Origin of the sequence: Pimelobacter sp. 30-1 (genome assembly GCF_018831735.1) — a bacterium.
GTDB lineage: Bacteria > Actinomycetota > Actinomycetes > Propionibacteriales > Nocardioidaceae > Nocardioides.
Window position 1 is genome coordinate 143,671 of sequence record NZ_NHTS01000001.1, and the last position, 23,229, is coordinate 166,899.

Below are 23,229 nucleotides of genomic sequence, written 5' to 3' on the forward strand. Positions count from 1 at the left end.
ACTCGACCCATGAACCCGGTCGAGATCGCCGAACCCCTCCGGTCGCGCTGGAGCCCCAGCGTCTTCGACGCCGAGCACGTGCTCACCGATGCCGAGATCACCCGCCTCCTCGAGGCCGCCCAGTGGGCGCCGAGCTCGGGCAACCGCCAGCCGTGGCGCTATGTCGTCGCCCCGCGCGGCAGCGCCCAGCACCAAGCGTTCGTGCCGCACCTCAGCCGCGGCAACTCCGGCTGGGTGCCCCGGGCGTCGGTGCTCTTCCTGTCGGCCTTCGAGGTCGGCCAGGACGGCGTCGAGCTCAGCGACCTCCTCATCCCGGCCCACGACGTCGGCCAGGCCTCGGCCCACCTCACCCTCCAGGCCCAGGCGATGGGCCTGCACGCCCACCAGTTCGGGGGATTCGACCACGAGGGCGCCGCGGCGGCCCTCGGCATCCCCGACACCGCCCGGCTCCTGGCCGGCATCGCCGTCGGTGTCCGCGGCAACCCCGCGGAGGTCTCCGAGCGGGACGCCGAGCGCGAGCTCCGCGAGCGGCACCGGCGCCCCCTCGACGAGACGGCGTACGAGCGCTGGGGCACGCCCTGGCCGAGCCTGACGCCGTCGGGTCCCACGGTCGCCTGACGTGCGCGCCGGCCGCGGGTCCGTCGCGGTCCTGCTGCTCCTCGCCCTGGTGGTCAACCTGCCCCTGGTCCACCAGGCCTGGCAGCACCGCCAGCTCGACCGGGACGGCCGCGACGTCGCCGCCACGGTCACCGACACCCAGGTGCTGCGGCCGGACAGCGCCGACCCGGTGCACGTCGTACGGTTCCGGCTGCCGGAGGACGTCGACCCCAGCGGCCAGACCTGGCCCGCCGAGGTCGACCGCGCCACCTACGACCGCGCCGAGCTGAGCAAGCAGATCGAGGTCCGCGTGCAGCCCGGCAAGCCCGGCAACCAGCAGGTCGCCGGCGCCACCTCGAGCTCGCTCGGGTACGTCGTGATCGGCCTCGTCGACGCCATCGTGCTGGCCCTCGGCCTGCTCCTGTGGGCGCACCGGCGCCGCCGCGACGCTGACCGCGATCCGGACAGCGCCGACGGCGGACCTGCCACACTGGCCGGGTGACGAACCTCCACGACTTCGCCGCCACCGGGATCGATGGCCAGGAGATCGACCTGTCGTCGTACGACGGGTCGGTGGTCCTGGTCGTCAACACCGCCTCCAAGTGCGGCCTCACCCCCCAGTACCAGGGGCTCCAGGAGCTCCACGACACCTACCACGAGCGCGGCTTCACCGTCCTCGGCTTCCCGTGCGACCAGTTCGCGAACCAGGAGCCCGGCACCGAGGACGAGATCGCCGCCTTCTGCGAGCGCAACTACGGCGTGAGCTTCCCGATGTTCGCCAAGGTCGACGTCAACGGCAAGGGCGCGCACCCGCTCTACCAGTGGCTCAAGGACCAGAAGGGCGGCCTCCTCGGCGGCGCGATCAAGTGGAACTTCACGAAGTTCCTGGTCGGCCGCGACGGCTCCGTCCTCGATCGCTACGCGCCCACGACCGAGCCGGGCAAGATCGCCGGCGACATCGACGCCGCGCTGGGCTGACCACGTCGCCGTCCCGTCAGGGACGGCGAAGGGGCCGCCCCGATCGGGACGGCCCCTCCATCGTGCTGCTCAGGTCCGGGTCTCAGACCTTGGCGAGCTCGCGGTCGCCATCGCCCTCGTCCGCGCCCACGTGGACCGGGGCGGAGTCGCGCTCGAGCGACTCACCCTCGACGTCGACGTTCGGCAGGATCCGGTCGAGCCAGGCCGGCAGCCACCAGGCCTTGTCGCCGAGCAGGTAGAGCACGGCCGGGATCAGGATCATCCGGACGATGAAGGCGTCGAAGATGATCGAGGCGGCGAGCGCGAAGCCCATCGACTTGACCACGGCGTCGTCCTCGAGGATGAAGCCGGAGAAGACCGCGATCATGATCGAGGCGGCGGCGGTGACCACGCGGGCGCTGTTGCGGAAGCCGTCGACGACGGCCTCGTGCATGGGCAGCCCGTGGACGTGCGCCTCGCGCATCCGGGTCACCAGGAACACCTGGTAGTCCATCGCCAGGCCGAACACCACGCCGATCAGGAAGATCGGCATGAAGCTGACGATCGGCTGACCCTCGAAGAGCCCGAGTGCGCCCTCCTGGAAGATCGCGACCGTCGCGCCGAGCGTGGCCAGCACCGAGAGCAGGAAGCCCAGGGTGGCGGTCAGCGGCACCAGGATCGAGCGGAACACGAGCACCAGCAGGATGAATGCCAGACCGATGACCACCGCGAGGTAGATCGGCAGCGCACCGTTGAGCCGGTCCGAGACGTCGGTGGTGATCGCGGTCAGGCCGGTCACGCCGACGACGGTGTCGGTCTGCTTCTCGATGCCGCTCTGGCCGTCGCGCAGGGCCTCGAGCAGGTCGAGCGTCTCGGGCTCGTCCGGTCCGGACGACGGGGTGATCTGGATCATCGCGCCGTCGGCGACCGTGCCGGGCTCGGACGGCGCCAGGTCGGCGCTCTTCACGTCGTCCTGGCCGGCGGCCCAGGCGCGGACGTCCTCGAAGGCCTGCTGGCGCTGGGTGTCGTCGGCGATCTTGCGGCCGTCGACGACGACCAGCAGCGGGCCCTCGCGGCCGGGGCCGAACGCCTCGGTGATCAGGTCGGACGCCTTGCGCTGGGTGGTGTCGGGCGAGGCAGTGCTGTCGGTCGGGAACGCGAGGTACATCTGGCTGATCGGCGCGGCCAGCGCTCCGAGCAGGACGACGACGCCGAGCACCCAGGCGACGGGCGCCTTGGCGATCATCGTGGCCCAGCGCACGCCGTTGTTGTGGATCCGGCCGTGCTCGTCGCGCTGCGGGTTGTACTTGCGGACCTGGCCGCGGAAGGCCCACGACTTGGTGAGGCCGAGCAGCGCAGGCAGCAGGGTCAGCGCGACCAGGACGGCGATGAACACCGTGGCGGCGGCCGCGAGGCCCATCGCGGTGAGGAACGGGATCCGGACGACGGCCAGCGCGGACAGCGCGATGAGGACCGTGAGGCCGGCGAAGACCACGGCGGAGCCCGCCGTACCGACGGCGATGCCGGCGGCGTGGGCGCGGTCCTTGGTGTGGTGCAGCTCGGTTCGGTAGCGAGCCAGGATGAACAGCGTGTAGTCGATACCGACCGCGAGGCCGATCATCGTGGCCAGCATCGGCGTGCTGGAGCCGATGTTCATGAGCGCGGTCATCGCGGTGATGCCGGTCATGCCCAGTCCGACGCCGAAGATCGCGTTGATCAGCGGCATGCCCGCAGCGATCAGCGAGCCGAAGGTCAGCACCAGGACGACGAGCGCGATGAGCAGGCCGAACAGCTCGGCGGTGCCGCCGGGCGGGGCCATGACCGCCATGCCGGGACCGTTGGCCTCGGCGACGAGACCGGTCTCGTCGGTGGTCTTGTCGAGCAGCTTCTCGAGGTCCTCGATGGTGGAGGTCTTGAGGTCGGCGGGCTTGTCGACGTCCCACTCGAAGGAGAGGACGCCGATCCGGCCGTCCTCGGAGAGCGTCGCGTAGGCGGCGGGCGTGCCCTCGGGCAGGGGCGCGGGGGCGACGAGGTTGGGGTTCTCGTCGCCGGCCTGGGGCAGCGACGGGACGGCCTTGATCAGGTCGTCGAGCGCGGCCTGGTACTTCGGCTCGTCGAGGGTGTGCCCCTCGGGAGCCGCGACGACCACGTTGACCGTGGTGTCGGCGAAGGCGTCCCCGGTGTCGGGGAACAGCTCCTTCTGGATGTCCGCGGCCTGCTCGGACGGGATGCCCGGGATGGTGAACTCGTCGGACATGGGCTTGGAGAAGGCGGCGGCGAGGCTGCCGACGATGACGGCGAGCAGCAGCCATCCGGCGATGAAGAACGGCCACCGCCGATAGGCGGTCGATCCGATCCGGTAGAGCAGGCGGGCCATGTGAGGTCTCCTGGGTGTCTCCGGCGCCGGGGTCTCCGGAGCAGGGCTGGGGATGGGGGAGGGGAAGGTGGTGCGGTCGTGCGGGTGCTGCGTCAGACAGGGGTCAGGCAGGGGTCAGGCGAGAGCGGTACGGGCGTCGGCGACCGTCGCGTCGAAGTGCTCGGTGAAGCTGCGCCCGGCGTCGGCCGAGGTCCGGTCGAGGGCGTGGTCGAAGAAGGTGAGGAGCAGCTTGAGCAGGAGCCGGGCCTGGAGGGCCGGGAAGTCGTCGCCCTCGCGCTGGCGGACGCACTCGACCAGGCCGGTCGCGGCCTCCTCGAGGCGGTTGTGCACGAGGAGGAGGAGCCGGCTGTCCTTGACCACCGCCTCGCGCAGGAGGGTGATGAGCTGCTCGTCGCCGGTGCGGTCCTTGATCGCCTCGTGGGCGAGCAGGATCAGGTCGTCGAAGAGGCGACCGGTCGGGCCGCCCGCGACGAAGGTGTCGACGTGGGCCTCGTCGACCTCGATGCCGGGGCCGAGCACGATGTCGGCCTTGCCGTCGAAGTAGTTGAAGACGGTGCGGCGCGAGACGTCGGCGGCCGCGGCGAGGTCGTCGATGGTCCAGCCGTCGAAGCCGTTGTCGACGGTCAGCTGCAGCCCGCACTGCTGGAGGCGGAGCGCGGTCTGGAGCCGCTTGGCCTCTCGACGGTTGGTGCACACTTCGGGCATGAGTGCATCTTTGCACTCGTTCTGGATCGAGTGCAACTTTGTGACGCCCGTCACGCCGCCCCGAGGTGGGCCCGCGCGGACGGCGTACCGCGGCCGACGATCGCCGGCGCCTCGCGGACCAGGGTGTCGTCCGTCAGTGCCGCGACCATGAACAGCGCATAGTCCGTACGACGGGTCAGGTTGCTCGCCAGGAGCGGGTCGCCCACGTGGCGCGCCCACACCGGCAGCCCCTCGGAGGCGCCCTCGGCGAGATCGCTGCCGCGGACCACGGTCCAGGCCGTGTCGCTGGCGAAGATCCGGTCGCAGGCGCGGACCTGGTCGTCGATGTCGGCGAACCGGATCGCCCGGGCGACCACGGTCATCGCCCGCACCAGGAGCCGGAACCGGCGCGTGTACCGGTCGCCGCCGTCGCCGCGGGTGATGTGCCAGCCGCACGAGAAGACCAGGCGCGCGCCGGACTCGGCGTGGTCGAGCACCGCCTGCGCGGTGCCGCTGGCGTAGTCGTGCACGCCGAACGGCACGAGCACGGTCAGGACGCCGTCGCAGCCGGCGACCGCCCGCGCGATGACCTCGCGGTCGTCGGTGCGGCCGGGCAGCACGGTGATCCGGTCGGCGAGGTCGGCGAGCTTGCCGACGCTCTCGGGGCGGCAGACCGCGGTGACGTCGTACCCGCGGTCGAGGCAGTGGCCGATGAGGTAGCGGCCGAGCTTGCCGGAGCCGCCGATGACACAAACCTTACGCATGTAAGGAAGGTAGCACCCGGCCTTACAGGTGTAAAGTGCCGCGGGTGCCTCGCCCCCGGACCCCGCTCTCGCTCGAACGGATCGTCGTCGCCGCCGTCGAGGTCGCCGACCGCAACGGCCTGGGCGCGGTGAGCATGCGCAACGTCGGCAAGGCGCTCGGCGTCGAGGCGATGTCGCTCTACCACCACGTGGCCGGCAAGGAGGCGCTGCTCGACGCCCTCGTCGAGTGGGTCTTCGCCGGCATCGACCTGCCCGAGCCCGACGAGCCCTGGCGTACGGCGATGTACCGGCGCGCCGCGTCGGCCCGGGACCGGCTGGCCGGGCACTCCTGGGCGGTCGGCCTCATCGAGTCGCGCAGCGCCCCCGGCCCGGCGCTGCTGCGCCACCACGACGCGGTGCTCGGCAGTCTGCGCGGCGGCGGCTTCTCGGTGGCCGACGCGGCCCACGCGTTCTCGGTGATCGACGCCTACGTCTACGGCTTCGTGGTGACCGAGGTGAACCTCCCGTTCGACTCCCCGGCCGAGGTCGAGGACATCGCCGCGGCGATGATGGAGACCATGCCCGAGGGCGACTACCCGCACCTGACCGAGCTCATCGTGAGCCACGCCCTGCAGCCTGGCTACGACCACACGAGCGAGTTCGGCTACGGCCTCGACCTGATCCTCGACGGGCTCGCCCGGCTCGTGGAGGCGTGAGCGCCCGCACGGTTTGCCGACGCGCTGTCCGGATACGATCCCCGGACCCGTCGTCCCCGCCCCCACGGAGCCCTCGTTGACCGTCTTCCTCGCCCTCGGCATCGCCGGACTCGTCGTCCTCGCCCTGTCGCTGGTCGCCGGCGACCTGCTCGACGGCGCCTTCGACGCGCTCGAGGCCGACTGGATCTCGACCGCCGCGATCGGCGGCTTCGTCTCGGCCTTCGGCTTCGGCGGCGCCGCGGCCGACGGCGCCGGGCTGCCCCTCCCGGTCTCGCTGGTGATCGCCGGCGGTGCCGGCGTGGTGGTCGCCTGGTTCGCCCTCTGGCTGACCCGCCTGGTCAAGGACTCCCCGAGCGACGGCACCGTGTCGATCACCGACAGCGTCGGCCAGGTCGCCCGGGTGATCACCGACATCCCCGGCGACGGGTACGGCGTCGTCCGCGTCGTCGTCGGCGGCCACACGCTGCGCTTCAACGCGAGCGCCCACCAGCCCATCCCCGCCGGCACCGAGGTCAACGTGACCGGCGTCCTGTCCCCGACCGCGGTGAGCGTCACCGAGGTCTGGCGGCCCTGACCACGCGCCGCCCCCGAACCCCCCACCCAACTGAAACGGAGAGACCGACGTCATGAACGCCGAAGTCCTCGGGCCCATCGCCGGCATCGTGGTCCTGCTGATCCTCCTGGTGCTGCTCGTCACCAGCCGCTACAAGGTGGCGGGGCCGAACCAGGCCTTCATCGTCACCGGCCGCAAGGGCAAGGCGGTGATCAACCCCGAGACCGGTGAGCTCACCACCGACCTGTCCGGCCAGAAGGTCGTGCTCGGCGGCGGTGTCTTCGTCATCCCGTTCGTCCAGAAGCTCGCCACCATGGACCTGTCGAGCCGCCGGATCTCGGTGCAGATCCGCGGCGCCGTGTCCGGCCAGGGCATCAAGCTCAACCTCGACGGCGTCGCCATCGTCAAGGTCGGCGGCAATGCCGACCAGATCCGGCTCGGCGCCCAGCGCTTCCTCTCCCAGCAGGGGGACATCGAGACCTTCACCCAGGAGGTGCTCGCCGGTGCGCTCCGCTCGATCGTCGGCGGCCTGACCGTCGAGCAGATCATCCGCGACCGCGCGGCCTTCGCGCAGCGCGTCGCCGACGAGTCGGAGTCCTCGCTGACCGGCCAGGGCCTGATCCTCGATGCCTTCCAGATCCAGGACGTCACCGACGACGGCACCTACCTCGCCGACCTCGGTCGCCCCGAGGCCGCGCGGATCCAGCAGGCCGCCGCCATCGCCGAGGCCAACGCCCGCCAGGCCGCCGAGCAGGCCCAGATCGCGGCCGAGCAGGAGATCGCCGTGGCCCAGCGGACCCTCGCCCTCAAGCAGGCCGAGATCAAGTCCGAGACCGACGCCGCCGCGGCCCAGGCCGCCGCGTCCGGACCGCTGGCCCAGGCCGAGCGGGACCAGGCGATCCTCGCCGAGCAGGAGAAGGTCGCCGTCCAGCAGGCCGCGCTGACCGAGCGCCAGCTCGAGACCCAGGTCCGCAAGCCGGCCGACGCCGAGCGCTACCGCGTCGAGCAGGAGGCCGAGGGTCGTCGTACGGCCGAGATCGCGGGGGCCGACGCCCGCAAGGCCGCCACCATCGCCGCCGCCCAGGCCAAGGCCGAGGAGACCAAGCTCAGCGGTGAGGCCGAGAAGGCGCGGCGTGCCGCGCTCGCCGAGGCCGAGGCGATCGAGGGTCTCAAGCGCGGTGAGGCCGAGAAGGGCCGGCGTCTGGCCGAGGCCGACGCCACCCGGGCCGAGGGTGAGGCCCAGGCGGCCGCCACGCTGGCCATCGGCCAGGCCGAGGCCGAGGCGATGGACAAGCGCGCCGAGGCGTTCGCCAACTACAACGACGCCGCGGTGCTCCAGATGCTCATCGAGGTGCTGCCCCAGATCGCCAAGGAGGTCGCCTCGCCGATCGCCGCGATCGACCAGCTCACCGTCCTGTCCACCGACGGGGCCGGCGCGCTGCCCAAGCAGGTCACCGACAACGTCACCCAGACGCTCCAGATGCTCAAGACCTCGACCGGTCTCGACCTGGAGTCGCTGATCAAGAAGTCCGTCGGCAAGGCCGCCGGCGTCGTCGGGCAGGAGCCGCCGGCGCTCGACGGCACGGCGACCGGCACGAGCGCCTGAGCATGGGCTTCCTCGACAAGGTCAAGGCCGCCTTCACCGGTCCCGAGATCGACATCGCGGAGGAGATCGCGAAGGTCGACCCGGGCCACCAGGTGGTCGGTCACGCCCGCGTCGTCGCCAGCGCCTTCGAGCGCGGCGGCGGCGTGGCGTCGGGGCCGAACCGGCTGCTCGGCAAGGCGGTCGAGGCCGCCTCGACCGCCGCGTCCGGAGCCCGCCACGTCGGCGGGGACGAGGGCACCGTCGCCCGCGACCTGCCGCGGGCCGCCGACCTGCACGTGCTGGTGCTCTCCGACCTCGGGCTCTCGCTGTGGGACTTCGGCATGACCGGTACGTCGACCCCGCCCGACCACGTCGCGAGCGTGCCCCGGGCGTCGGTCGCGTCGATCACCGACACCGGCAAGAAGGCCCAGGGCGGGGTCACCGTGGCCCGGGTGTCCTTCACCGACGGGTCGTTCTTCGACTACCGGATCATGGAGAAGCCCGACACCGCCTTCTGGGCGGCGGTCGAGCGCTTCGAGGGTCTCGGCTAGAGCCGACGCCAGGGCCGCCGCTAGGGCCGACCGGGAGCGACCAGGCCGTGGTCGTACGCATAGACGATCGCGGCCGGTCGGTCCCGCAGGCCGAGCTTGGTGAAGATCCGCCCGACGTGGCTCTTCACGGTCAGCTCGGAGATCACCAGCTCGGAGGCGATCTCGCCGTTGCTCCGCCCGAGCGCGATCGCGCACAGCACCTCGAGCTCGCGGGCGGTCAGCGGGTCGGTCGCGGGGGTGCTCGCCGCGGCGGGAGCGGGCGCGAACGTCCGGAACCGGTCGAGCACCCGGCCGGTGACCGCGGGGTCGAGCCAGCTGCCGCCCTCGGCGACGGTCCGCACGGCCCGGATCAGGTCGTCGGCCGAGGAGTCCTTGAGCAGGAACCCGGCCGCCCCGGCGCGCAGCGCGCCGGAGAGCATCTCGTCGTCGTCGAAGGTGGTCAGCACGAGCACCGGTGGCCCGCCGGCGTCGACGACCGCCTGGGTGGCGGTGATGCCGTCGACGGTGCGCATCCGCAGGTCCATCACGATCACGTCGACCCCGCCGTCACCGCCGCCGAGCTCGGCGAGTGCGGCCGGCAGCTCGCCGCCGTCGGAGCACTCCGCGGCGATCTCGAAGCCGTCGCGGCGACGCAGGATCCGGCGCAGGCCGGAGCGGACGAGCTCCTGGTCGTCGACGAGGACGACCCGGACGAGGGTGGGGGTCACGCAGGCTCCGCCTTCCGCAGGGTGCGTCCGCAGGGCAGCTCGAGGCCGTACCCGGCGCGGGCCGGTGCCGGCCCCAGTCGTACGTCGACCACCCAGGCCCCGCTCGCCGGCCCGGCGTCGAGGCGGGCGCCGAGCTGGGCCGCGCGCGCCTGCATCCCGGCCAGGCCGGAGCCGAGACCGTCGGGGCGCGGGCGTCCCGCGGGGAGCGGGTTGCTGACCAGGAGCCGGGCGCGCACGCCGTCGACCGCCAGCCGTACCTGCACCTGGGCGCCGGGGTCCCCGTGCTTGACCACGTTGGCCAGCGACTCCTGCGCGATCCGGTAGAGGCCGAGGCCCGCGGCGGCCGGCAGCCGGGCGGGGTCGCCCTGCTCGTCGTACTCGACGGCGAGACCGGCGTCGGACATCTGCCGCACCAGTGCGGCGATGTCGCCCGCGCCGGGCAGGGCGTGGCGCTCGGAGGTGCCGTCGGCCATCGCGCTGACCGCCTTGCGGATGTCGCCCATCGCGCGGCGTCCGACCTGCTCGGCGTCGGCCAGCGCGGCGTCGACCTCGGCGACCGCCTCGGCGGCCTCGTCCGGTCCCGTCGCCTCGCGGACGTCGCGCAGCGCGTGCCGGGCCCCGGTGATCTGGAGCAGCGAGACGCTCAGCGAGTGCGCGACGAGGTCGTGGATCTCGCGGGCGATCCGCTCCCGCTCGGTCGTCGTGGCCCGCTCCCAGGCCTGCTCGCGGGCGTGCCGCTCGGCGATGAGCGCCCGCATCTGCCACAGCAGCATGGCGCCGATGACGAAGCCCAGCAGCAGCTCGGCGGTGTAGAGCGGGGCGCCGGTCAGGCCGGGCCCGAGCGCGGCGCCGATGAGCACGACCTGCCCGATGCCGGCCACCGCGAGCCCCTCACGCAGCCCGTCGCGGGCGGTGATCTCGGCCGTGGCGAGGGCGAGCAGGACGGGCGCCAGGTCGAGGGCGCCGTCGACCGGCCGGGACAGCAGCAGCGCGGCGACGGTGACGCTGCCCGCGACGTCGGCCCACCACGGCAGCCAGCGGTTGGTGGTGAACTGCAGGAGCGGCGAGGCGATCAGCAGCGGCAGGCAGAGCACCAGCGGGTCGAGCGGCCAGAGGGCGTCGCGCAGCGCGAGCGCGACCACCAGGGACCCCACCTGCCCGAGGTGGGAGGCCAGCGGCACCCACCACGGGTAGAGGATCTGGTGCCGTTCGAGGTTCGCCTCGATCCCGGCGCGCAACCAGCGCAGCATGCCCACCAGCCTAGGGAGCGCGGCGCCCGCGGTCATCCCGCGCCGGAAGGGCGGTCCTCTCCTCCCCTGGTAGGAGGCGCAGTGCCTGCCGTCGTCCGATGTCCCGGGGCGGCCGCGCCCGTAGGTTCGAGCCATGACCTGGACCGAGACCAACCGCCGCTGGCTGGCGCTGCGTGCCGTCGAGGAGCAGCTCCGCACCGACCCGCACCCCGTGCTCCCCTGGAACGACGACCTCGCCCTCATCTTCGGCGACCGGGACGGCCTGCGGGCGGCCCTGCGCTACCGCTGGCAGCTCACGATGAGCACCCAGCTCGACACGCACCTGCCCGAGCACGTGCTCGAGCAGAACCGGCGGGACCTCACCGCGCGCTTCCGGGCGCTGCGCGAGGTGCTGGACAACCCGGCCGACGGAGAGTTGGGTACGACGCATGCGGTCGCCTGATCTCGCTCGCGCCGTCGACCTGCCGCGCTCGTTCACCGCGTGGGCGCTCGCGCACGGCCTGCAGCGCTCGCTGATCCAGCGCGGCGCCCGCAAGGGCGACCTGATCAGCCGGATGGTGATGGACCCGAGCCTGCGGGTCGACCCGTTCCCGGCGTACGAGGAGCTGCGCGGTCGCGGCCCGATCAGCGCCAACGACCTGATCTCGGCCAGCGTCGACCACGCCGTGTGCAACGAGGTCCTGCGCAGCGACGCCTTCGGCACCGCGGGCGGCCAGGGCGAGCTGCCCAAGCCGCTGCAGTGGCTGCACCACAAGGTGATCGACCCCGACACCCTCGGCCCCGTCGATCCGCCGTCGATGCTGGCGGTCGACCCGCCGCTGCACACCCGCTACCGCAAGCAGGTGGCCCGGGCGTTCACCGCGCGCAAGGTCGGCCGGATGGGGGACCGGGTGGACCAGGTCGCCGCCGGCCTGCTCGACGACCTGGCCGGCGTCGAGGACTTCGACCTCATCGACCGCTACGCCTCGCAGCTGCCGGTCACCGTGATCGCCGACCTGCTCGGCGTACGCGAGGAGGACCGGGGGCGCCTGCTCGCGCTCGGCAACGAGGCCGCCGTGACGCTCGACCCCGGGCTGTCGTGGCGGCAGTTCCGCCGGGCCGAGAACGCGCTGCGCGAGATGCACACCTGGTTCCGCGGGCACGTCGAGCGGATCGCCGCCGACCCCGGCGACGACCTGATCAGCCAGCTCACGCTGCTCGAGGGCGAGGACAAGCTGACGCCGGTCGAGCTGCACCAGGTCGGCCTGCTCGTGCTCGCCGCCGGCTTCGAGACCACCGTCAACCTGATCGGCAACGCCGTCGCCCTCCTCGACGGGCACCCCGACCAGCTGCGCTGGCTCCAGGCCAACCCCGACGGCTGGACCAACGCCGTCGACGAGGTGCTGCGCCACCAGTCGCCGGTCCAGCTCACCCTGCGGATCGCGCTGCGCGAGACCGAGGTGGCCGGCAAGCGGTTCGAGCGCGGCCACGGGATCCTGCTCTACCTCGGCGGCGCCAACCGCGACCCGTCCGTGTTCACCGACCCCGCGTCGTTCGACGTCACCCGGTCCAACGCCGACCAGCACATCGGCTTCTCGGCCGGGGTGCACTTCTGCCTCGGCGCCAGCCTGGCCCGGCTCGAGACCGCCGTCGCCCTGCGCGCGCTGTACGAGCGGCACCCGGACCTGCACGTCGCGGGCCGGACCGAGCGGCGCGGCACCCGCGTGCTGCGCGGCTACGAGCGGCTCCCGGTGAGCACGACGGCGTCCGTCAGCGCGTGAGCGCCTGACCCCGCTGCTCAGGGCGCGGGGATCCCGCGGGTGTAGTCCTCCTTGAGCAGGCGCAGGTGGGTCCAGGCTTCCAGCCGCCGTACGCCCGGCAGCAGGCGCAGGGTGTCGATCCGCTCGAGCAGGTCGACCGGCGACTGCGCGGTGATGGTGGCGATCAGGTCGCAGGCCCCGGCGGTCTGCGCGGCGAACTCGACGTGGTCGGCGCCGGCGAGGTGGTCGAGCAGGGCGTCGTCCACCTCGGCCAGGTCGAGCCCGACGCCCATCGAGAGCTGGCGCCCGTAGACGCCGCGCACCTCGACCGCGCTGATCTTGATCACCCGGGCGTCGAGCAGCCGGGTGACCCGGGCGCGCACGGTCGTGGCGGAGAGGCCGACCAGGTCGGCCAGCTCGCGATAGCTGGTCCGGCCGTCGGCCTGGAGCGCGGTGATCAGGCGCTGGTCCACCCCGTCCACCGGTACGTCGACGCGGTACTCCGGCATGAAGAAGCCCTTGAGCACCCGGGTGTAGATCCGGCTGGCGATCGCCGCGACACCCTCGCGGGCGCGCACCCGGGCGAGCACGTCGGCCAGCTCGTCGTGCGTCGCGACGCGCAGCTCGACCACGATGGCCGGGCGCCCGCCCACCACCGAGACGAGCACCGCCTCGGGCAGTCCGGTGAGCCAGTGGGCGACGGGTTCGGCGGCGGTCGAGACCTCGATCGAGACGTGCGCCATCACGTGCTGGCCGATCAGGCCGGGGTCGACCGCCGCGACCACGCGCACGGTGCCGCCGGCGAGCAGCTCGCGCAGCCGGGCCGCGACCAGGGCTCGGGAGACGCCGAGGTCGCGGGCCAGGTCGAGGTGGCTGGCCCGGCCCTCCCGCTGGAGGGCGCGGACCAGCCGCGCGTCGAAGTCATCGGGCTGCGGCGGCAAATTCGTCTCCAAAACTTTCTGTCCGTGGTCCAGTGCAGATCATAGGTAGATCTCGGCCGTTGTCGCACGAATGAGGACGAGTCTTCGGAAACGTGCGGCAATTCATCGGTGATGGTTCGTTGGGGCACAGGATGTGTGATTGTTGTCCGGCCGATCTGTGCTTAGCATCACATCGCTATGGAGACCACCCAGTTCAGCCACCAGCGAGCCCGCCGTGCGGGCTTCGCCGCGTTCGTCGGTACGACGATCGAGTGGTACGACTTCTACATCTACGCCACCGCCGCGGCGCTCGTCTTCGGGGACCTGTTCTTCCCCGAGGGCAACCACCTGGTCGGCGTGGCCGCCGCCTTCGGTGCCTACGCCGTCGGCTTCTTCGTCCGGCCGCTCGGCGGGATCCTCTTCGGCCACATCGGCGACCGGTTCGGCCGCCGGCCGACCCTGGTCCTGACGCTGGTGCTGATGGGCCTGTCGACGATGCTGGTCGGTCTGCTGCCGACGTACGCCGCGATCGGCGTCGCCGCACCGATCCTCCTGGTGCTGCTCCGGGCGCTCCAGGGGCTCGCCGTCGGTGGCGAGTGGGGTGGCGCCGTGCTGATGGCCGTCGAGCACGCGCCGGCGAAGTACAAGACCTTCTACGGCGGCTTCGCCCAGCTCGGCAACCCGGCCGGCGCGCTCGGCGCGACCGCCGTGTTCGGCCTGATCTCGGCGCAGGGCGACGACTTCATGATGAACGGTGGCTGGCGGATCCCGTTCCTGCTCTCGATCCTGCTGATCACGGTCGGCTTCTGGATCCGCTACCGGGTCGAGGAGTCGCCGGTCTTCGAGCAGCAGATCGAGGGCCACCAGGACGAGCAGCGCCTGCCTATCGCGTTCGCGCTCAAGAACAACTGGCGTCCGCTGCTGATCGGGATCGGGCTGCTCCCCATCTCCACCGGCGGCTATGCGATCGCGACGACCTTCGTCACGGCGTACGGCACCGACAAGAGCGTGGGCGTGGACGAGACGCTGATCCTCAGCGCGCTCTCGGTGGCCTCCTTCTTCGAGCTGGTCGCCACCCTGCCCACGGCCTGGCTCGGCGACCGGGTCGGCCGCAAGCGGGTCATGTACGCCGGCCTGATCGGTTCCGCCGTGGTCGTCGCACCGGTCTTCCTGGTGCTCCAGGCCCAGCAGGAGCTGCTGATCTTCGTGCTCTTCACGCTCATCCGGCTGACGATGACGGCGACCTACGCCCCGCTGGCGACGATCCTCGCCCAGCTCTTCGTGGTCGAGGCGCGCTACACCTCCATCTCGATCGCCTACGGCACCGGCGCCGCGCTGTGGGCGGGCCTCTCGCCGATCGCCGCCACCGGGCTGTACGCCGTGACCGGGTCGGTCTGGAGCGTGATCGCCCTCTACCTGGCACTCACCGCGATCAGCCTGGTCTGCCTGGCGCTCGCCCCCCAGCACGACGAGGACGACGAGGACGTCGTAGCCCCGGCCGCCGCCCCCGTCCCGACCCCCGCCTGAAACCACAGCCAAGGACAGCCAAGGACCATGAGGAAGCTCCAGACCTTCGACGCCCCGATCGACGACGCTCCGCTGCTGGTGCTCGCCGAGACCATCCACACCCTCGACGAGGCGCGGCCGTCCGCGCAGGCGATGCTGCTCCTGAGCGGGCGCATCGTTGCGGTCGGCGACGAGGCGGAGTGCCGGGCCGAGGCCGTGCGCCGCGGCCACCCCGACGTCGCCACCCGCGACCTCGGCGACGCGGTCGTCGTCCCCGGCTTCGTCGACCCGCACGCGCACCCGCTGATGTACGGCCAGATGATGTCGTGGGTCGACTGTGGACCGGACCGGGCCGGCAGCATCCCCGAGATCGTCGCGCTGCTCCAGGCGGCGGCCGCGGCGCTGCCGGCCGGTCTCCCGGTGCGGGGCTACGGCTACGAGCACCGCAACCTGGTCGAGGGCCGGCACCCGACCCGGCGCGAGCTCGACCAGGTCGCCGAGGACCGCGAGGTGTACCTGATGAACGCCTCGGGCCACGGCGGCGTCGTCAACACCTTCACGCTCCAGGAGGCAGGCGTCACCCGGGAGACCCCGAACCCGGCCGGCGGCGAGTTCTTCCGGGACGCCGACGGCGAGCTCACCGGCGAGCTGTCGGACGCGGCGTGCAACATCCTCACTGGCGTGCACGGCGTCAAGGTCGGCCACCACGGCCCCAACTTCCACCTCGGCGACGCGCCCGAGGAGCACCTGCGCCAGCTCCGCGCCGCGCAGCGCCGGTTCCTCGAGGGCGGGGTCACCACGATCGGCGACGCCCAGGTCTCGCGGCGTGAGTTCGACATGTACCTGCGCCTGGCCGAGGACGGCGACCTGACCCTGCGGGTCTCGATGTACTTCCTGTCCCACCTGCTGGAGGAGGGCATCGAGATCGGCATGCACGGTGCCTTCGGCAATGCCCACCTGAGCTTCGCCGGCTTCAAGTTCTACGCCGACGGCACGCTGGGCGGGTGGACGGCGTACTTCCCCGACGGGTACGTCGGCGACCCCTGCCGGACGGGCCAGCTCTACCACGAGCCGGCGGCCTACGCGGCGCTGATCAGCCGGGCGCACGCGGTGGGTCTGCAGACCGCGACCCACGCCCAGTCGCCGACCGCGCTGGAGATGGTGATCGGCGCGATCGAGGCGGCCCAGGCCGAGCGCCCGGACGCCGACGCCCGGCACCGGATCGAGCACTGCGGGCTGCCCACCCCGGCCCAGGTCGAGCGGATGGCCGCGGCCGGCATCATGCCGGTCAACCAACCCCAGCACTACTACAACTGGGGGGAGGGCGTGACGGCCGCGATCGGCACCCCGGGCGAGAGGTTCAACCCGCTCGGCGAGTTCGTCTCGGCCGGCGTCCCGGTCACGCTGTCGTCCGACGCTCCGGTCGCCGAGCCCCGGCCGCTGGAGGCGATCCAGGTCGCCGTCACCAGGGTCACCCGGCTCGGCCACCGCCTCGGCGACGACAGCCTGCGGATCACCGCCGCGCAGGCGCTCGCCGGGCACACGATCAACGGTGCCCGCGCGCTGGGCCGCGAGGACGAGCTCGGCTCGCTCGCCGTCGGCAAGCGCGCCGACTTCGCCGTTCTCTCCGACGACCCGCTGCGCGTGGCGCCCGAGACGATCGCGGCCATCGAGGTCCGCGAGACCTGGATCGACGGCGCGGCCCAGCACGTCGCCGCCCGGGAAGCGGTGTCGGCGTGAGCGCCGCCGTCGGCCACGACGTGATGGCCCTCGTGCGCGCCTACGGCGTGGACACGGTCTTCGGCATCCCCGGCACCCACAACCTGGAGCTGTACCGGCCGCTGGCGCCGCTCGGCTTCCGCGCGGTGACCACGCGTCACGAGCAGGGTGCCGGGTACGCCGCGGACGGCTGGGCCCAGCAGACCGGGCAGCCGGGGGTCGTCATCACCACCTCGGGGCCGGGTCTGCTCAATGCCCTGTCCGCCGCCGGGACCGCGTACGCCGAGTCCCGTCCGCTGCTGATCCTCTCGCCGGGCGCACCCCGGGGCCGCGAGGGCGCGGACCGAGGGGCGCTGCACGAGACCAAGGACCCCACCGGCGCCTCTGGTGCCGTCGTGGCCTGGTCGCGCCGGGTGGGCTCGGGCACGGAGGCGGTGCAGGCGGTGCACGACGCCTTCGACCTGTTCCGCAACGAGCGACCCCGCCCGGTCCACATCGAGATCCCGCTCGACGTGCTGGAGGGGCCCTCGGACTGCCCGGCCGAGCTGCTCGTCCCGCGGCCCGCCCGCGAGCCGCGCCCGGCCGAGCCGGACCAGGTGACCGCGGCCGCGGTGGCGCTCGCGGGTGCCGCCGCACCGGTGATCGTGGTCGGCGGTGGCGCCGTGCCGACGGCGGCCGACGTCGTCCGGCTCGCCGAGGCGGTGGACGCGCCCGTCCTCACCTCGCTCAACGGCAAGGGCGTGCTGCCCGAGACCCACCCGCTCGCCCTCGGCGCCGAGCTGCGCCTGGCCGGCGCCCGCAAGCTCGTCGCGGAGGCGGACGTGCTGCTCGTCGTCGGGTCCAAGGTGGGCGAGGCCGAGACCTGGTTCGAGCCGCTCACGCCGGCCGGCACGGTGATCCGCGTCGACCTGGAGGAGCGCCAGCTGCGCGCCAACCTGCGCTGCGACATCGGCCTGCTCGGCGACGCGCGCGCCGTCGTACCTCAGCTGCTGGCGGCGCTGGAGGACCGGCCGCGCGCGGCCCGTCCGGCCGGTGCCGAGGTGGTGGCCGACCTGCTCCCCCTGCTCCGGGCCGAGGCGACCGCGCTCTCGCCCGAGCTGATGGCGGTGGCCGACGCGGTCGCCGCCGGTCTGCCCGCGCACGCGATCGTCGCCGGCGACTCCTCGCAGATCACCTACCTCGCGGCGACCAGCGCGGTCCAGGTGGACCGGCCCGGCGGCTTCCTCTACATGGCGACCTACGCGACGCTCGGCTACGGTCTGCCCGCCGCGATCGGTGCCCGGGTCGGTGCCCCGGACCGACCCGTGGTCTGCCTCGTCGGCGACGGGGCGCTGATGTTCTCGGTGCAGGAGCTGGTGACCGCGGTCGAGCAGCGTCTCGACCTGGTCGTGGTGTGCGTCGACAACGGCGGCTACGGCGAGATCCGGCAGAACGAGCTCGACCGCGGCATCGCGCCGATCGGGGTGGAGCTGACCCAGCCGGACTGGCCGGCCCTCGCCACCGCATTCGGCGCGCACGGCAGCCGGTCCGAGGTCGCCGGGCTCGGCTCCGCCGTGGCGGCGGCGATCGCGGCGGGCGGCGTCCACCTGATCCACGTGCCGCTGTGAGCGCCGAGCTCCGCGCCGCGCTGACGGCCGAGCTGGGCGCCGGCGTCGTCGTGACCGATGCCGACGTGCTCGCCACGAACGCCCGCGACGAGGCGCACTTCTGCCCGGCCGGGGTCCCCGCCGCCCTGGTCCGGGCCCGGAGCACCGCCGACGTCGTCGCCACGCTGCGCATCGCCGGGCGGTATGGCGTACCGGTGGTCCCGCAGGGCGCCCGGACCGGCCTGTCCGGTGGCGCCAACGCCGTCGACGGCTGCATCCTGCTCAGCCTGACCCGGATGGCCCGGATCGTCGAGGTCGACGCCGGGGAGCGGATCGCCGTCGTCCAGCCGGGGGTGGTCAACGCCGAGCTGTCCCGCGTGGTCGCCGAGCAGGGCCTGTTCTACGCACCCGACCCGGCGTCGTGGGAGTCCTCGACGATCGGCGGCAATGTCGCGACCAACGCCGGTGGCCTGTGCTGCGTGAAGTACGGCGTCACGGGCGACAAGGTCCGGGCGCTGGAGGTGGTGCTCGCGGACGGCTCCGTGCTGCGCACCGGACGCCGGACCGCCAAGGGAGTCGCGGGCTACGACCTCACCCACCTCTTCGTCGGCTCGGAGGGGACCCTCGGCGTGATCACCGAGATCACCGTCGCCCTCGACCCCGCTCCGGCGCCCGCGCTGACCGCGGCCGCGACGTTCTCCGACGTGGCCGACGCGTGCCACGTCGTCGACGCCTACATGGCGGCCGGGGCGCGCCCCTCCCTGCTGGAGCTGATGGACGGTCCCACCATCGCCGTCGTCTCGGCCTACCGCGACCTCGGGTTCCCGGCCGGTACCGGAGCCCTGCTCCTGGTCTCCTCGGACGACCCGGATCGCGCCGCCGCGGACCTCGCCGCCTTCGCCGAGGTGTGCGCCCGGTACGACGCGACCGAGGTCGTCGTCGCCGAGGACGCCGCCGAGGCCGACCTCCTCATCGAGGCCCGGCGGCTGGTCGGCCCGGCCCACGAGCCGCTCGGCGCCTCGCTCGTCGACGACGTGTGCGTGCCCCGCCGCGCCCTGGCCCGGTTCGTGCAGGGGGTCGCCGCCATCGGCGCCCGCCACGACGTGCTGGTCACCTGCGCCGGCCACGCCGGCGACGGCAACATGCATCCCGGCGTGGTCTTCGACCCGGCGGACCCGGCCGCCGCGGCCCGGGCCCAGCAGGCCTTCGAGGAGATCATGGGTCTGGGCCTCGAGCTCGGCGGGACGATCACCGGTGAGCACGGGATCGGCACCCTCAAGGCGTCCTGGCTCGCCCGCGAGCTCGGGCCGGTGAGCCTCGCCGCGCACCGGCGGATCAAGGATGCGTTCGACCCCGACGGCCTGCTGAATCCGGGCAAGGTCCTCTAGTCCTCTCCTCCGACCAAGCTCGCGAACCCGCCGCGCGCGCCGCGCCCGGCCACTAGATTCACCCCCGATGAGAGTCTCCTCCCGGCTCTCCGGCCTGGTGTGGCGCGCGCCGGCGCCGGACGGGCGCCCCGACCTGACGCCCGACGAGCTCCGCATGCGCCTGCGCCGCGCCCGGGCCCGCGCGCGGCGGCTCCAGGCCGAGCTCACCGACCTCCAGGCTCGGTACGACGGCCCGTCCCACCAGGCCCAGCTCACCGCCGCCTGGCGCGAGTGGCGCCACGTCCGGACCGCCGGCGGGGTCGAGGAGGGCCGCCAGTTCGACAACAAGCTGGTCTCCTACGCCTTCGCCCAGTCGCACGGCGTACCGGTGCCGGAGCTGCGGCAGCGCTGGGACACCCTCGACGAGCTCGACCCGGCCACCATCGCGGCCCTCGCCGCCGCCCCGGAGCCGGCGATCCTCAAGGCGGCCCACGGCGCGGCTGCGCTCGGCGTGGTCACCACCGACGACCCGGCCGAGATCACCGCCGCCGTCGGCCGCTGGCAGACCCTGGCCCAGCCCACCGGGCTGCACCTGGACCCGCCGGTGATCGCGCCGCCGTACTTCACCGAGGAGCGGCTGCGGCCCGAGGGCGACCTGCTGCTCGACATCAAGGTGTTCGCCTTCTACGGCGAGGTCGCCCAGGTGCTGCTGCTCGCCGTCCCCGACTTCCGCGACCGCAGCGCGGTCCGGATGCGCGTCCTCGGCCCCGACGGCACCGACCTCGGCCCGGTCGTCACCACCGCCCCGGTCGACCCGGCCCTGCCGGTACCCCACCACTTCGCCGAGATCGTCGCGATGGCCGAGCGCCTGTCCCACGCCGTGCGCCGGCCGTTCGTGCGGCTCGACTTCTACGACACCGGCGACCGCGCGCTGCTCGGGGAGATCACGCCGATGCCCGGCAATGTCAACCGCTACGTCCGCGCCCACGACGCCTACCTCGGCGAGCAGTGGGAGCGGGCCCGCGGCCGGATGCGCTCCGACGTCGCCGCCGGGCTCGACCCGCGGGTCGCCTGGGGTCCGGGCCCGCGCGCTCTGCACTTCACCGACGCCCCGCCGTGGCTGCCGGGGGAGCTCGCGCACCGCTGAGGCTCAGTCGTCGACGGCCTCGGCGTCGCTGAGGTCCTCGGCGGGACGGGAGACGTGCGCCGCGATGTGACGGCCAGCACTTTACAACTCCGCTCCTCTTGTCAAACTCCTTTACAAGTCCTACGGTCTTGTCAAACGGCAGACGACGGCCGACTGCGAGGAGGCAGGACGATGACCGGACCGACCATCGGTGCAACGGTTCCCGAGGGCTCGACCGAGGAGTGGAAGGACAAGAAGCGCTACCTGTGGCTGCTCGGCCTGATGGTGCCCGGGCTGGGCATCCTGGCCGTGGTCGGGTGGCTCTACACCGACTGGGTGTGGCTGCTGCTCGCCGGTCCGCTCCTGGTCAACGTCATCATCCCGGTGCTCGACCTGGCCTTCGGCCTCGACCCGTCGAACCCGCCGGACGACGTGATGGAGGAGCTCGAGAACGACCGGTACTACCGGTGGGTCGTGTTCATGTACATGCCGGCCCAGTTCCTCATCCTCTTCGCGGGCTTCGCGCTCATCGCCGGCATCAACCCGGTGCTCTGGTTCACCGACCTCGTCGGCGCGACCGGCTGGGTGAGCGACCACCTCGGCGCCGACCTGCTGCGCACGATCGACATGGCCTGGTACGAGAAGGTCTTCCTCGCGGTCTCGATCGCCGGTGTCCAGGGCATCGGCATCAACACGGCCCACGAGCTCGGCCACAAGAAGGAGTCGGTCGAGCGCTGGCTCAGCAAGATCGCCCTCGCGCCGACGTTCTACGGCCACTTCTACATCGAGCACAACCGCGGTCACCACGTCCGCGTCGCCACGCCCGAGGACCCGGCGTCCAGCCGGCTCGGTGAGTCGTTCTGGGCCTTCTGGCCGCGCACCGTCAGTGGTTCGCTCAAGTCGGCCTGGGAGGTCGAGGCCAAGCGCTACCGCCGCAAGAACACCCACCCGTTCCACCTCGGCAACGACGTCCTCAACGCCTGGCTCATGTCGATCGTCGTGTACGGCGCCATGTTCGCCCTCTACGGCTGGCAGATCGCGCCCTACGCGCTCATCACCATCGTCTTCGGCTTCTCGCTGCTCGAGATCATCAACTACCTCGAGCACTACGGCATGAAGCGGCAGAAGGTCGGCGAGAAGCAGCGCTACGAGCGGGTGCTGCCGATGCACAGCTGGAACAGCAACAACATCGTCACCAACATCTTCCTCTACCACCTGCAGCGCCACAGCGACCACCACGCCAACCCGACCCGGCGCTACCAGACCCTGCGTGACTTCAAGGAGTCTCCCGCCCTGCCCACCGGGTACGCCGGCATGCTGACCATCGCGCTCTTCCCGCCGCTGTGGCGCCGGGTGATGGACCACCGCGTCGTCGCGCACCTCGACGGCGACGTGACGCTGGCCAACATCCAGCCGGGCAAGGAGGCGAAGTACCTCGCCAAGTTCCCGCCGCCGGCCGTCCACGAGGTCCACAAAGACGACCTGTTCGCCCAGAAGTTCGTCGGCGAGGTGCTCGCGGCCAAGTGCCCCGGCTGCTCCTACGTCTACGAGGTGGCCGCGGGTGACGAGCACGAGGGCTTCGCCGCCGGCACCGCCTGGGCCGACATCCCGGACGACTGGTGCTGCCCCGACTGCGGTGTTCGCGAGAAGATCGACTTCGTCCCCTTCGACCCCGAGAAGATCGGAGCCTAGTGCCGTGAAGATCTCCGTCGACATCGACAAGTGCGAGGGCCTCGGCATGTGCGAGGCCATGGCCAACGACTACTTCGAGGTGGACGAGGACGAGGACAAGGTCGTCATCCTCGACGACAGCCCCGCCGAGAGCGAGCGCGGTCACGTCTACGCCGCCGTCCAGGCCTGCCCGGTCCTCGCGCTCACCCTCGAGGGCTGACCGCGCCCATGTCGCTCCTCGCGGGCCGACCCGCGCCGTACGTCGCAGAGGGGCAGGTGGCTACCCTCGGTGAGGTGGTCACCTCCCCCCTGCGCGAGCGGCTGATCGAGGCCGCCGGGCAGATCACCACCGACTCCGGGTGGGCCAAGGTCACCATGGCCCGGCTCGCCGACGACGTGGGCGTGAGCCGGCAGACCGTCTACAACGAGATCGGCACCAAGAACGACCTCGCCGAGGCGATGGTCATGCGCGAGCTCGACCGCTTCCTCGCCGGCGTCACCCGGTCCTTCGACGAGAACCCCACCGACCTCATCGGTGCGATCCGCGACTCGGCCCGCCGGGTGCTCAAGTATGCCCAGAACAACGCCCTGCTCCACGCGGTCGTCTCGGCCACCCACGGCGCCGACACCGAGCTCCTGCCCCTGCTGACCACCCACTCGGAGTACCTCCTCGAGGGGGCCAAGCAGGTCATCACCGAGCGCGTCGCGGCCTACGACGTGGCGCTGCCGGCCGACCGCCTCGACGCCAGCATCGACATGGTCGTGCGCCTCGTCCTGAGCCACGTCATGCAACCCTCCGCCGACCCTGCGCAGACCGGTGACGACATCGCCTGGATCGCAGAACGCGTCCTGCGCTGAGGCGCCGCGTACTACCC

The 23,229-nt window shown here is 72.5% G+C and carries 23 protein-coding genes; 17 read left to right on the forward strand and 6 right to left on the reverse strand.

The genetic code is table 11. From position 1 onward, the window contains the following. Positions 1-9: 9 nt before the first annotated feature. From CCO04_RS00720 to CCO04_RS00730, 3 genes are read left to right on the forward strand one after another with little or no spacing between them, the layout of a single operon-like run. Entirely contained in the window at positions 10-618 is a 609-nt protein-coding gene (locus CCO04_RS00720) for a nitroreductase family protein (RefSeq protein WP_215812183.1), read from the forward strand. Position 619: 1 nt separating this feature from the next. Next, on the forward strand, positions 620-1,099 hold the full coding sequence (locus CCO04_RS00725) for a DUF3592 domain-containing protein (protein WP_215812184.1): 480 nt from the start codon (positions 620-622) through the stop codon (positions 1,097-1,099). Beyond that, complete coding sequence (locus CCO04_RS00730; RefSeq protein WP_215812185.1) at positions 1,096-1,575, forward strand: glutathione peroxidase; 480 nt, start codon at positions 1,096-1,098, stop codon at positions 1,573-1,575. Before CCO04_RS00725 ends, CCO04_RS00730 begins: the two co-directional genes overlap by 4 nt. A gap of 82 nt (positions 1,576-1,657) precedes the next feature. Here the strand turns inward: CCO04_RS00730 and CCO04_RS00735 are convergent, their stop codons facing one another. The 3 genes from CCO04_RS00735 to CCO04_RS00745 all read right to left on the reverse strand — a co-directional run bounded on the left by CCO04_RS00735 (position 1,658) and on the right by CCO04_RS00745 (position 5,379). Beyond that, positions 1,658-3,931: an MMPL family transporter gene (locus tag CCO04_RS00735; protein WP_215812186.1), complete on the reverse strand. Its 2,274-nt coding sequence runs from the start codon at positions 3,929-3,931 to the stop codon at positions 1,658-1,660. A 114-nt stretch (positions 3,932-4,045) separates the two neighbouring features. Beyond that, positions 4,046-4,636 (reverse strand): TetR/AcrR family transcriptional regulator, encoded by a 591-nt coding sequence (locus CCO04_RS00740; protein WP_215812187.1) that lies wholly within the window; start codon positions 4,634-4,636, stop codon positions 4,046-4,048. Between the two features lie 50 nt (positions 4,637-4,686). After that, a complete protein-coding gene (locus CCO04_RS00745) occupies positions 4,687-5,379 on the reverse strand; it encodes an NAD(P)-dependent oxidoreductase (protein ID WP_215812188.1) in 693 nt (230 codons plus the stop codon). A gap of 44 nt (positions 5,380-5,423) precedes the next feature. On the opposite strand from CCO04_RS00745, the gene CCO04_RS00750 reads away from it, so the two are divergent. From CCO04_RS00750 to CCO04_RS00765, 4 genes are all read left to right on the forward strand, one after another. Further along, complete coding sequence (locus CCO04_RS00750) at positions 5,424-6,074, forward strand: TetR/AcrR family transcriptional regulator (protein ID WP_257752981.1); 651 nt, start codon at positions 5,424-5,426, stop codon at positions 6,072-6,074. Between the two features lie 76 nt (positions 6,075-6,150). Continuing rightward, entirely contained in the window at positions 6,151-6,648 is a 498-nt protein-coding gene (locus CCO04_RS00755) for an NfeD family protein (RefSeq protein ID WP_215812189.1), read from the forward strand. Between the two features lie 52 nt (positions 6,649-6,700). Next, entirely contained in the window at positions 6,701-8,233 is a 1,533-nt protein-coding gene (locus tag CCO04_RS00760; RefSeq protein WP_215812190.1) for a flotillin family protein, read from the forward strand. Between the two features lie 2 nt (positions 8,234-8,235). Next, a complete protein-coding gene (locus tag CCO04_RS00765; RefSeq protein WP_215812191.1) occupies positions 8,236-8,763 on the forward strand; it encodes a hypothetical protein in 528 nt (175 codons plus the stop codon). A 20-nt stretch (positions 8,764-8,783) separates the two neighbouring features. Here CCO04_RS00765 and CCO04_RS00770 read toward each other — a convergent pair whose 3' ends face one another. After that, positions 8,784-9,470 carry a response regulator transcription factor gene (locus CCO04_RS00770; RefSeq protein ID WP_215812192.1) on the reverse strand — a complete coding sequence of 229 codons (687 nt, stop codon included), beginning with the start codon at positions 9,468-9,470 and terminating at the stop codon, positions 8,784-8,786. After that, entirely contained in the window at positions 9,467-10,720 is a 1,254-nt protein-coding gene (locus CCO04_RS00775) for a sensor histidine kinase (protein ID WP_215812193.1), read from the reverse strand. The genes CCO04_RS00770 and CCO04_RS00775 overlap by 4 nt, the downstream gene beginning before the upstream one ends. A gap of 133 nt (positions 10,721-10,853) precedes the next feature. Between CCO04_RS00775 and CCO04_RS00780 the strand changes: the two genes are divergently transcribed. Both CCO04_RS00780 and CCO04_RS00785 read left to right on the forward strand, forming a co-directional pair. Then, entirely contained in the window at positions 10,854-11,162 is a 309-nt protein-coding gene (locus tag CCO04_RS00780; RefSeq protein ID WP_215812194.1) for a hypothetical protein, read from the forward strand. Continuing rightward, the gene (locus tag CCO04_RS00785) at positions 11,149-12,480 is read left to right on the forward strand and encodes a cytochrome P450 (RefSeq protein ID WP_215812195.1); all 1,332 of its coding nucleotides are present in this window, start codon (positions 11,149-11,151) and stop codon (positions 12,478-12,480) included. Before CCO04_RS00780 ends, CCO04_RS00785 begins: the two co-directional genes overlap by 14 nt. Positions 12,481-12,497: 17 nt before the next feature. Here CCO04_RS00785 and CCO04_RS00790 read toward each other — a convergent pair whose 3' ends face one another. Then, positions 12,498-13,400, reverse strand: a complete 903-nt coding sequence (locus tag CCO04_RS00790; protein WP_215812196.1) for an Lrp/AsnC family transcriptional regulator — start codon at positions 13,398-13,400, stop codon at positions 12,498-12,500. Positions 13,401-13,577: 177 nt separating this feature from the next. Here CCO04_RS00790 and CCO04_RS00795 point away from each other — a divergent pair, with 177 nt between their 5' ends. The 8 genes from CCO04_RS00795 (at position 13,578) to CCO04_RS00830 (ending at position 23,212) form a co-directional block, all read left to right on the forward strand. After that, a complete protein-coding gene (locus CCO04_RS00795; RefSeq protein ID WP_215812197.1) occupies positions 13,578-14,906 on the forward strand; it encodes an MFS transporter in 1,329 nt (442 codons plus the stop codon). Positions 14,907-14,933: 27 nt separating this feature from the next. Next, a complete protein-coding gene (locus CCO04_RS00800) occupies positions 14,934-16,625 on the forward strand; it encodes an amidohydrolase (RefSeq protein ID WP_215812198.1) in 1,692 nt (563 codons plus the stop codon). Continuing rightward, positions 16,622-18,211 (forward strand): thiamine pyrophosphate-binding protein, encoded by a 1,590-nt coding sequence (locus CCO04_RS00805; protein WP_215812199.1) that lies wholly within the window; start codon positions 16,622-16,624, stop codon positions 18,209-18,211. The genes CCO04_RS00800 and CCO04_RS00805 overlap by 4 nt, the downstream gene beginning before the upstream one ends. Then, positions 18,208-19,578 carry an FAD-binding oxidoreductase gene (locus CCO04_RS00810; RefSeq protein WP_215812200.1) on the forward strand — a complete coding sequence of 457 codons (1,371 nt, stop codon included), beginning with the start codon at positions 18,208-18,210 and terminating at the stop codon, positions 19,576-19,578. The genes CCO04_RS00805 and CCO04_RS00810 overlap by 4 nt, the downstream gene beginning before the upstream one ends. Before the next feature lie 67 nt (positions 19,579-19,645). Next, positions 19,646-20,704 carry an ATP-grasp fold amidoligase family protein gene (locus CCO04_RS00815; RefSeq protein ID WP_215812201.1) on the forward strand — a complete coding sequence of 353 codons (1,059 nt, stop codon included), beginning with the start codon at positions 19,646-19,648 and terminating at the stop codon, positions 20,702-20,704. A 171-nt stretch (positions 20,705-20,875) separates the two neighbouring features. Further along, positions 20,876-22,375: a fatty acid desaturase gene (locus CCO04_RS30060; protein WP_215812202.1), complete on the forward strand. Its 1,500-nt coding sequence runs from the start codon at positions 20,876-20,878 to the stop codon at positions 22,373-22,375. Between the two features lie 4 nt (positions 22,376-22,379). Beyond that, complete coding sequence (locus tag CCO04_RS00825) at positions 22,380-22,574, forward strand: ferredoxin (protein WP_257752974.1); 195 nt, start codon at positions 22,380-22,382, stop codon at positions 22,572-22,574. Between the two features lie 74 nt (positions 22,575-22,648). Next, positions 22,649-23,212, forward strand: a complete 564-nt coding sequence (locus CCO04_RS00830; RefSeq protein WP_257752973.1) for a TetR family transcriptional regulator — start codon at positions 22,649-22,651, stop codon at positions 23,210-23,212. Positions 23,213-23,229: the final 17 nt, after the last annotated feature.

Excerpts from the sequence above, each read along its gene's own strand:
- CCO04_RS00720 (WP_215812183.1), top strand. The coding sequence starts at position 10 with ATGAACCCGGTCGAGATCGCCGAACCCCTCCGGTCGCGCTGGAGCCCC.
- CCO04_RS00800 (WP_215812198.1), top strand. The coding sequence starts at position 14,934 with ATGAGGAAGCTCCAGACCTTCGACGCCCCGATCGACGACGCTCCGCTG.
- CCO04_RS00780 (WP_215812194.1), top strand. The coding sequence starts at position 10,854 with ATGACCTGGACCGAGACCAACCGCCGCTGGCTGGCGCTGCGTGCCGTC.
- CCO04_RS00785 (WP_215812195.1), top strand. The coding sequence starts at position 11,149 with ATGCGGTCGCCTGATCTCGCTCGCGCCGTCGACCTGCCGCGCTCGTTC.
- CCO04_RS00765 (WP_215812191.1), top strand. The coding sequence starts at position 8,236 with ATGGGCTTCCTCGACAAGGTCAAGGCCGCCTTCACCGGTCCCGAGATC.
- CCO04_RS30060 (WP_215812202.1), top strand. The coding sequence starts at position 20,876 with ATGACCGGACCGACCATCGGTGCAACGGTTCCCGAGGGCTCGACCGAG.
- CCO04_RS00775 (WP_215812193.1), bottom strand. The coding sequence starts at position 10,720 with ATGCTGCGCTGGTTGCGCGCCGGGATCGAGGCGAACCTCGAACGGCAC.
- CCO04_RS00815 (WP_215812201.1), top strand. The coding sequence starts at position 19,646 with ATGAGAGTCTCCTCCCGGCTCTCCGGCCTGGTGTGGCGCGCGCCGGCG.
- CCO04_RS00735 (WP_215812186.1), bottom strand. The coding sequence starts at position 3,931 with ATGGCCCGCCTGCTCTACCGGATCGGATCGACCGCCTATCGGCGGTGG.
- CCO04_RS00745 (WP_215812188.1), bottom strand. The coding sequence starts at position 5,379 with ATGCGTAAGGTTTGTGTCATCGGCGGCTCCGGCAAGCTCGGCCGCTAC.
- CCO04_RS00740 (WP_215812187.1), bottom strand. The coding sequence starts at position 4,636 with ATGCCCGAAGTGTGCACCAACCGTCGAGAGGCCAAGCGGCTCCAGACC.
- CCO04_RS00795 (WP_215812197.1), top strand. The coding sequence starts at position 13,578 with ATGGAGACCACCCAGTTCAGCCACCAGCGAGCCCGCCGTGCGGGCTTC.
- CCO04_RS00760 (WP_215812190.1), top strand. The coding sequence starts at position 6,701 with ATGAACGCCGAAGTCCTCGGGCCCATCGCCGGCATCGTGGTCCTGCTG.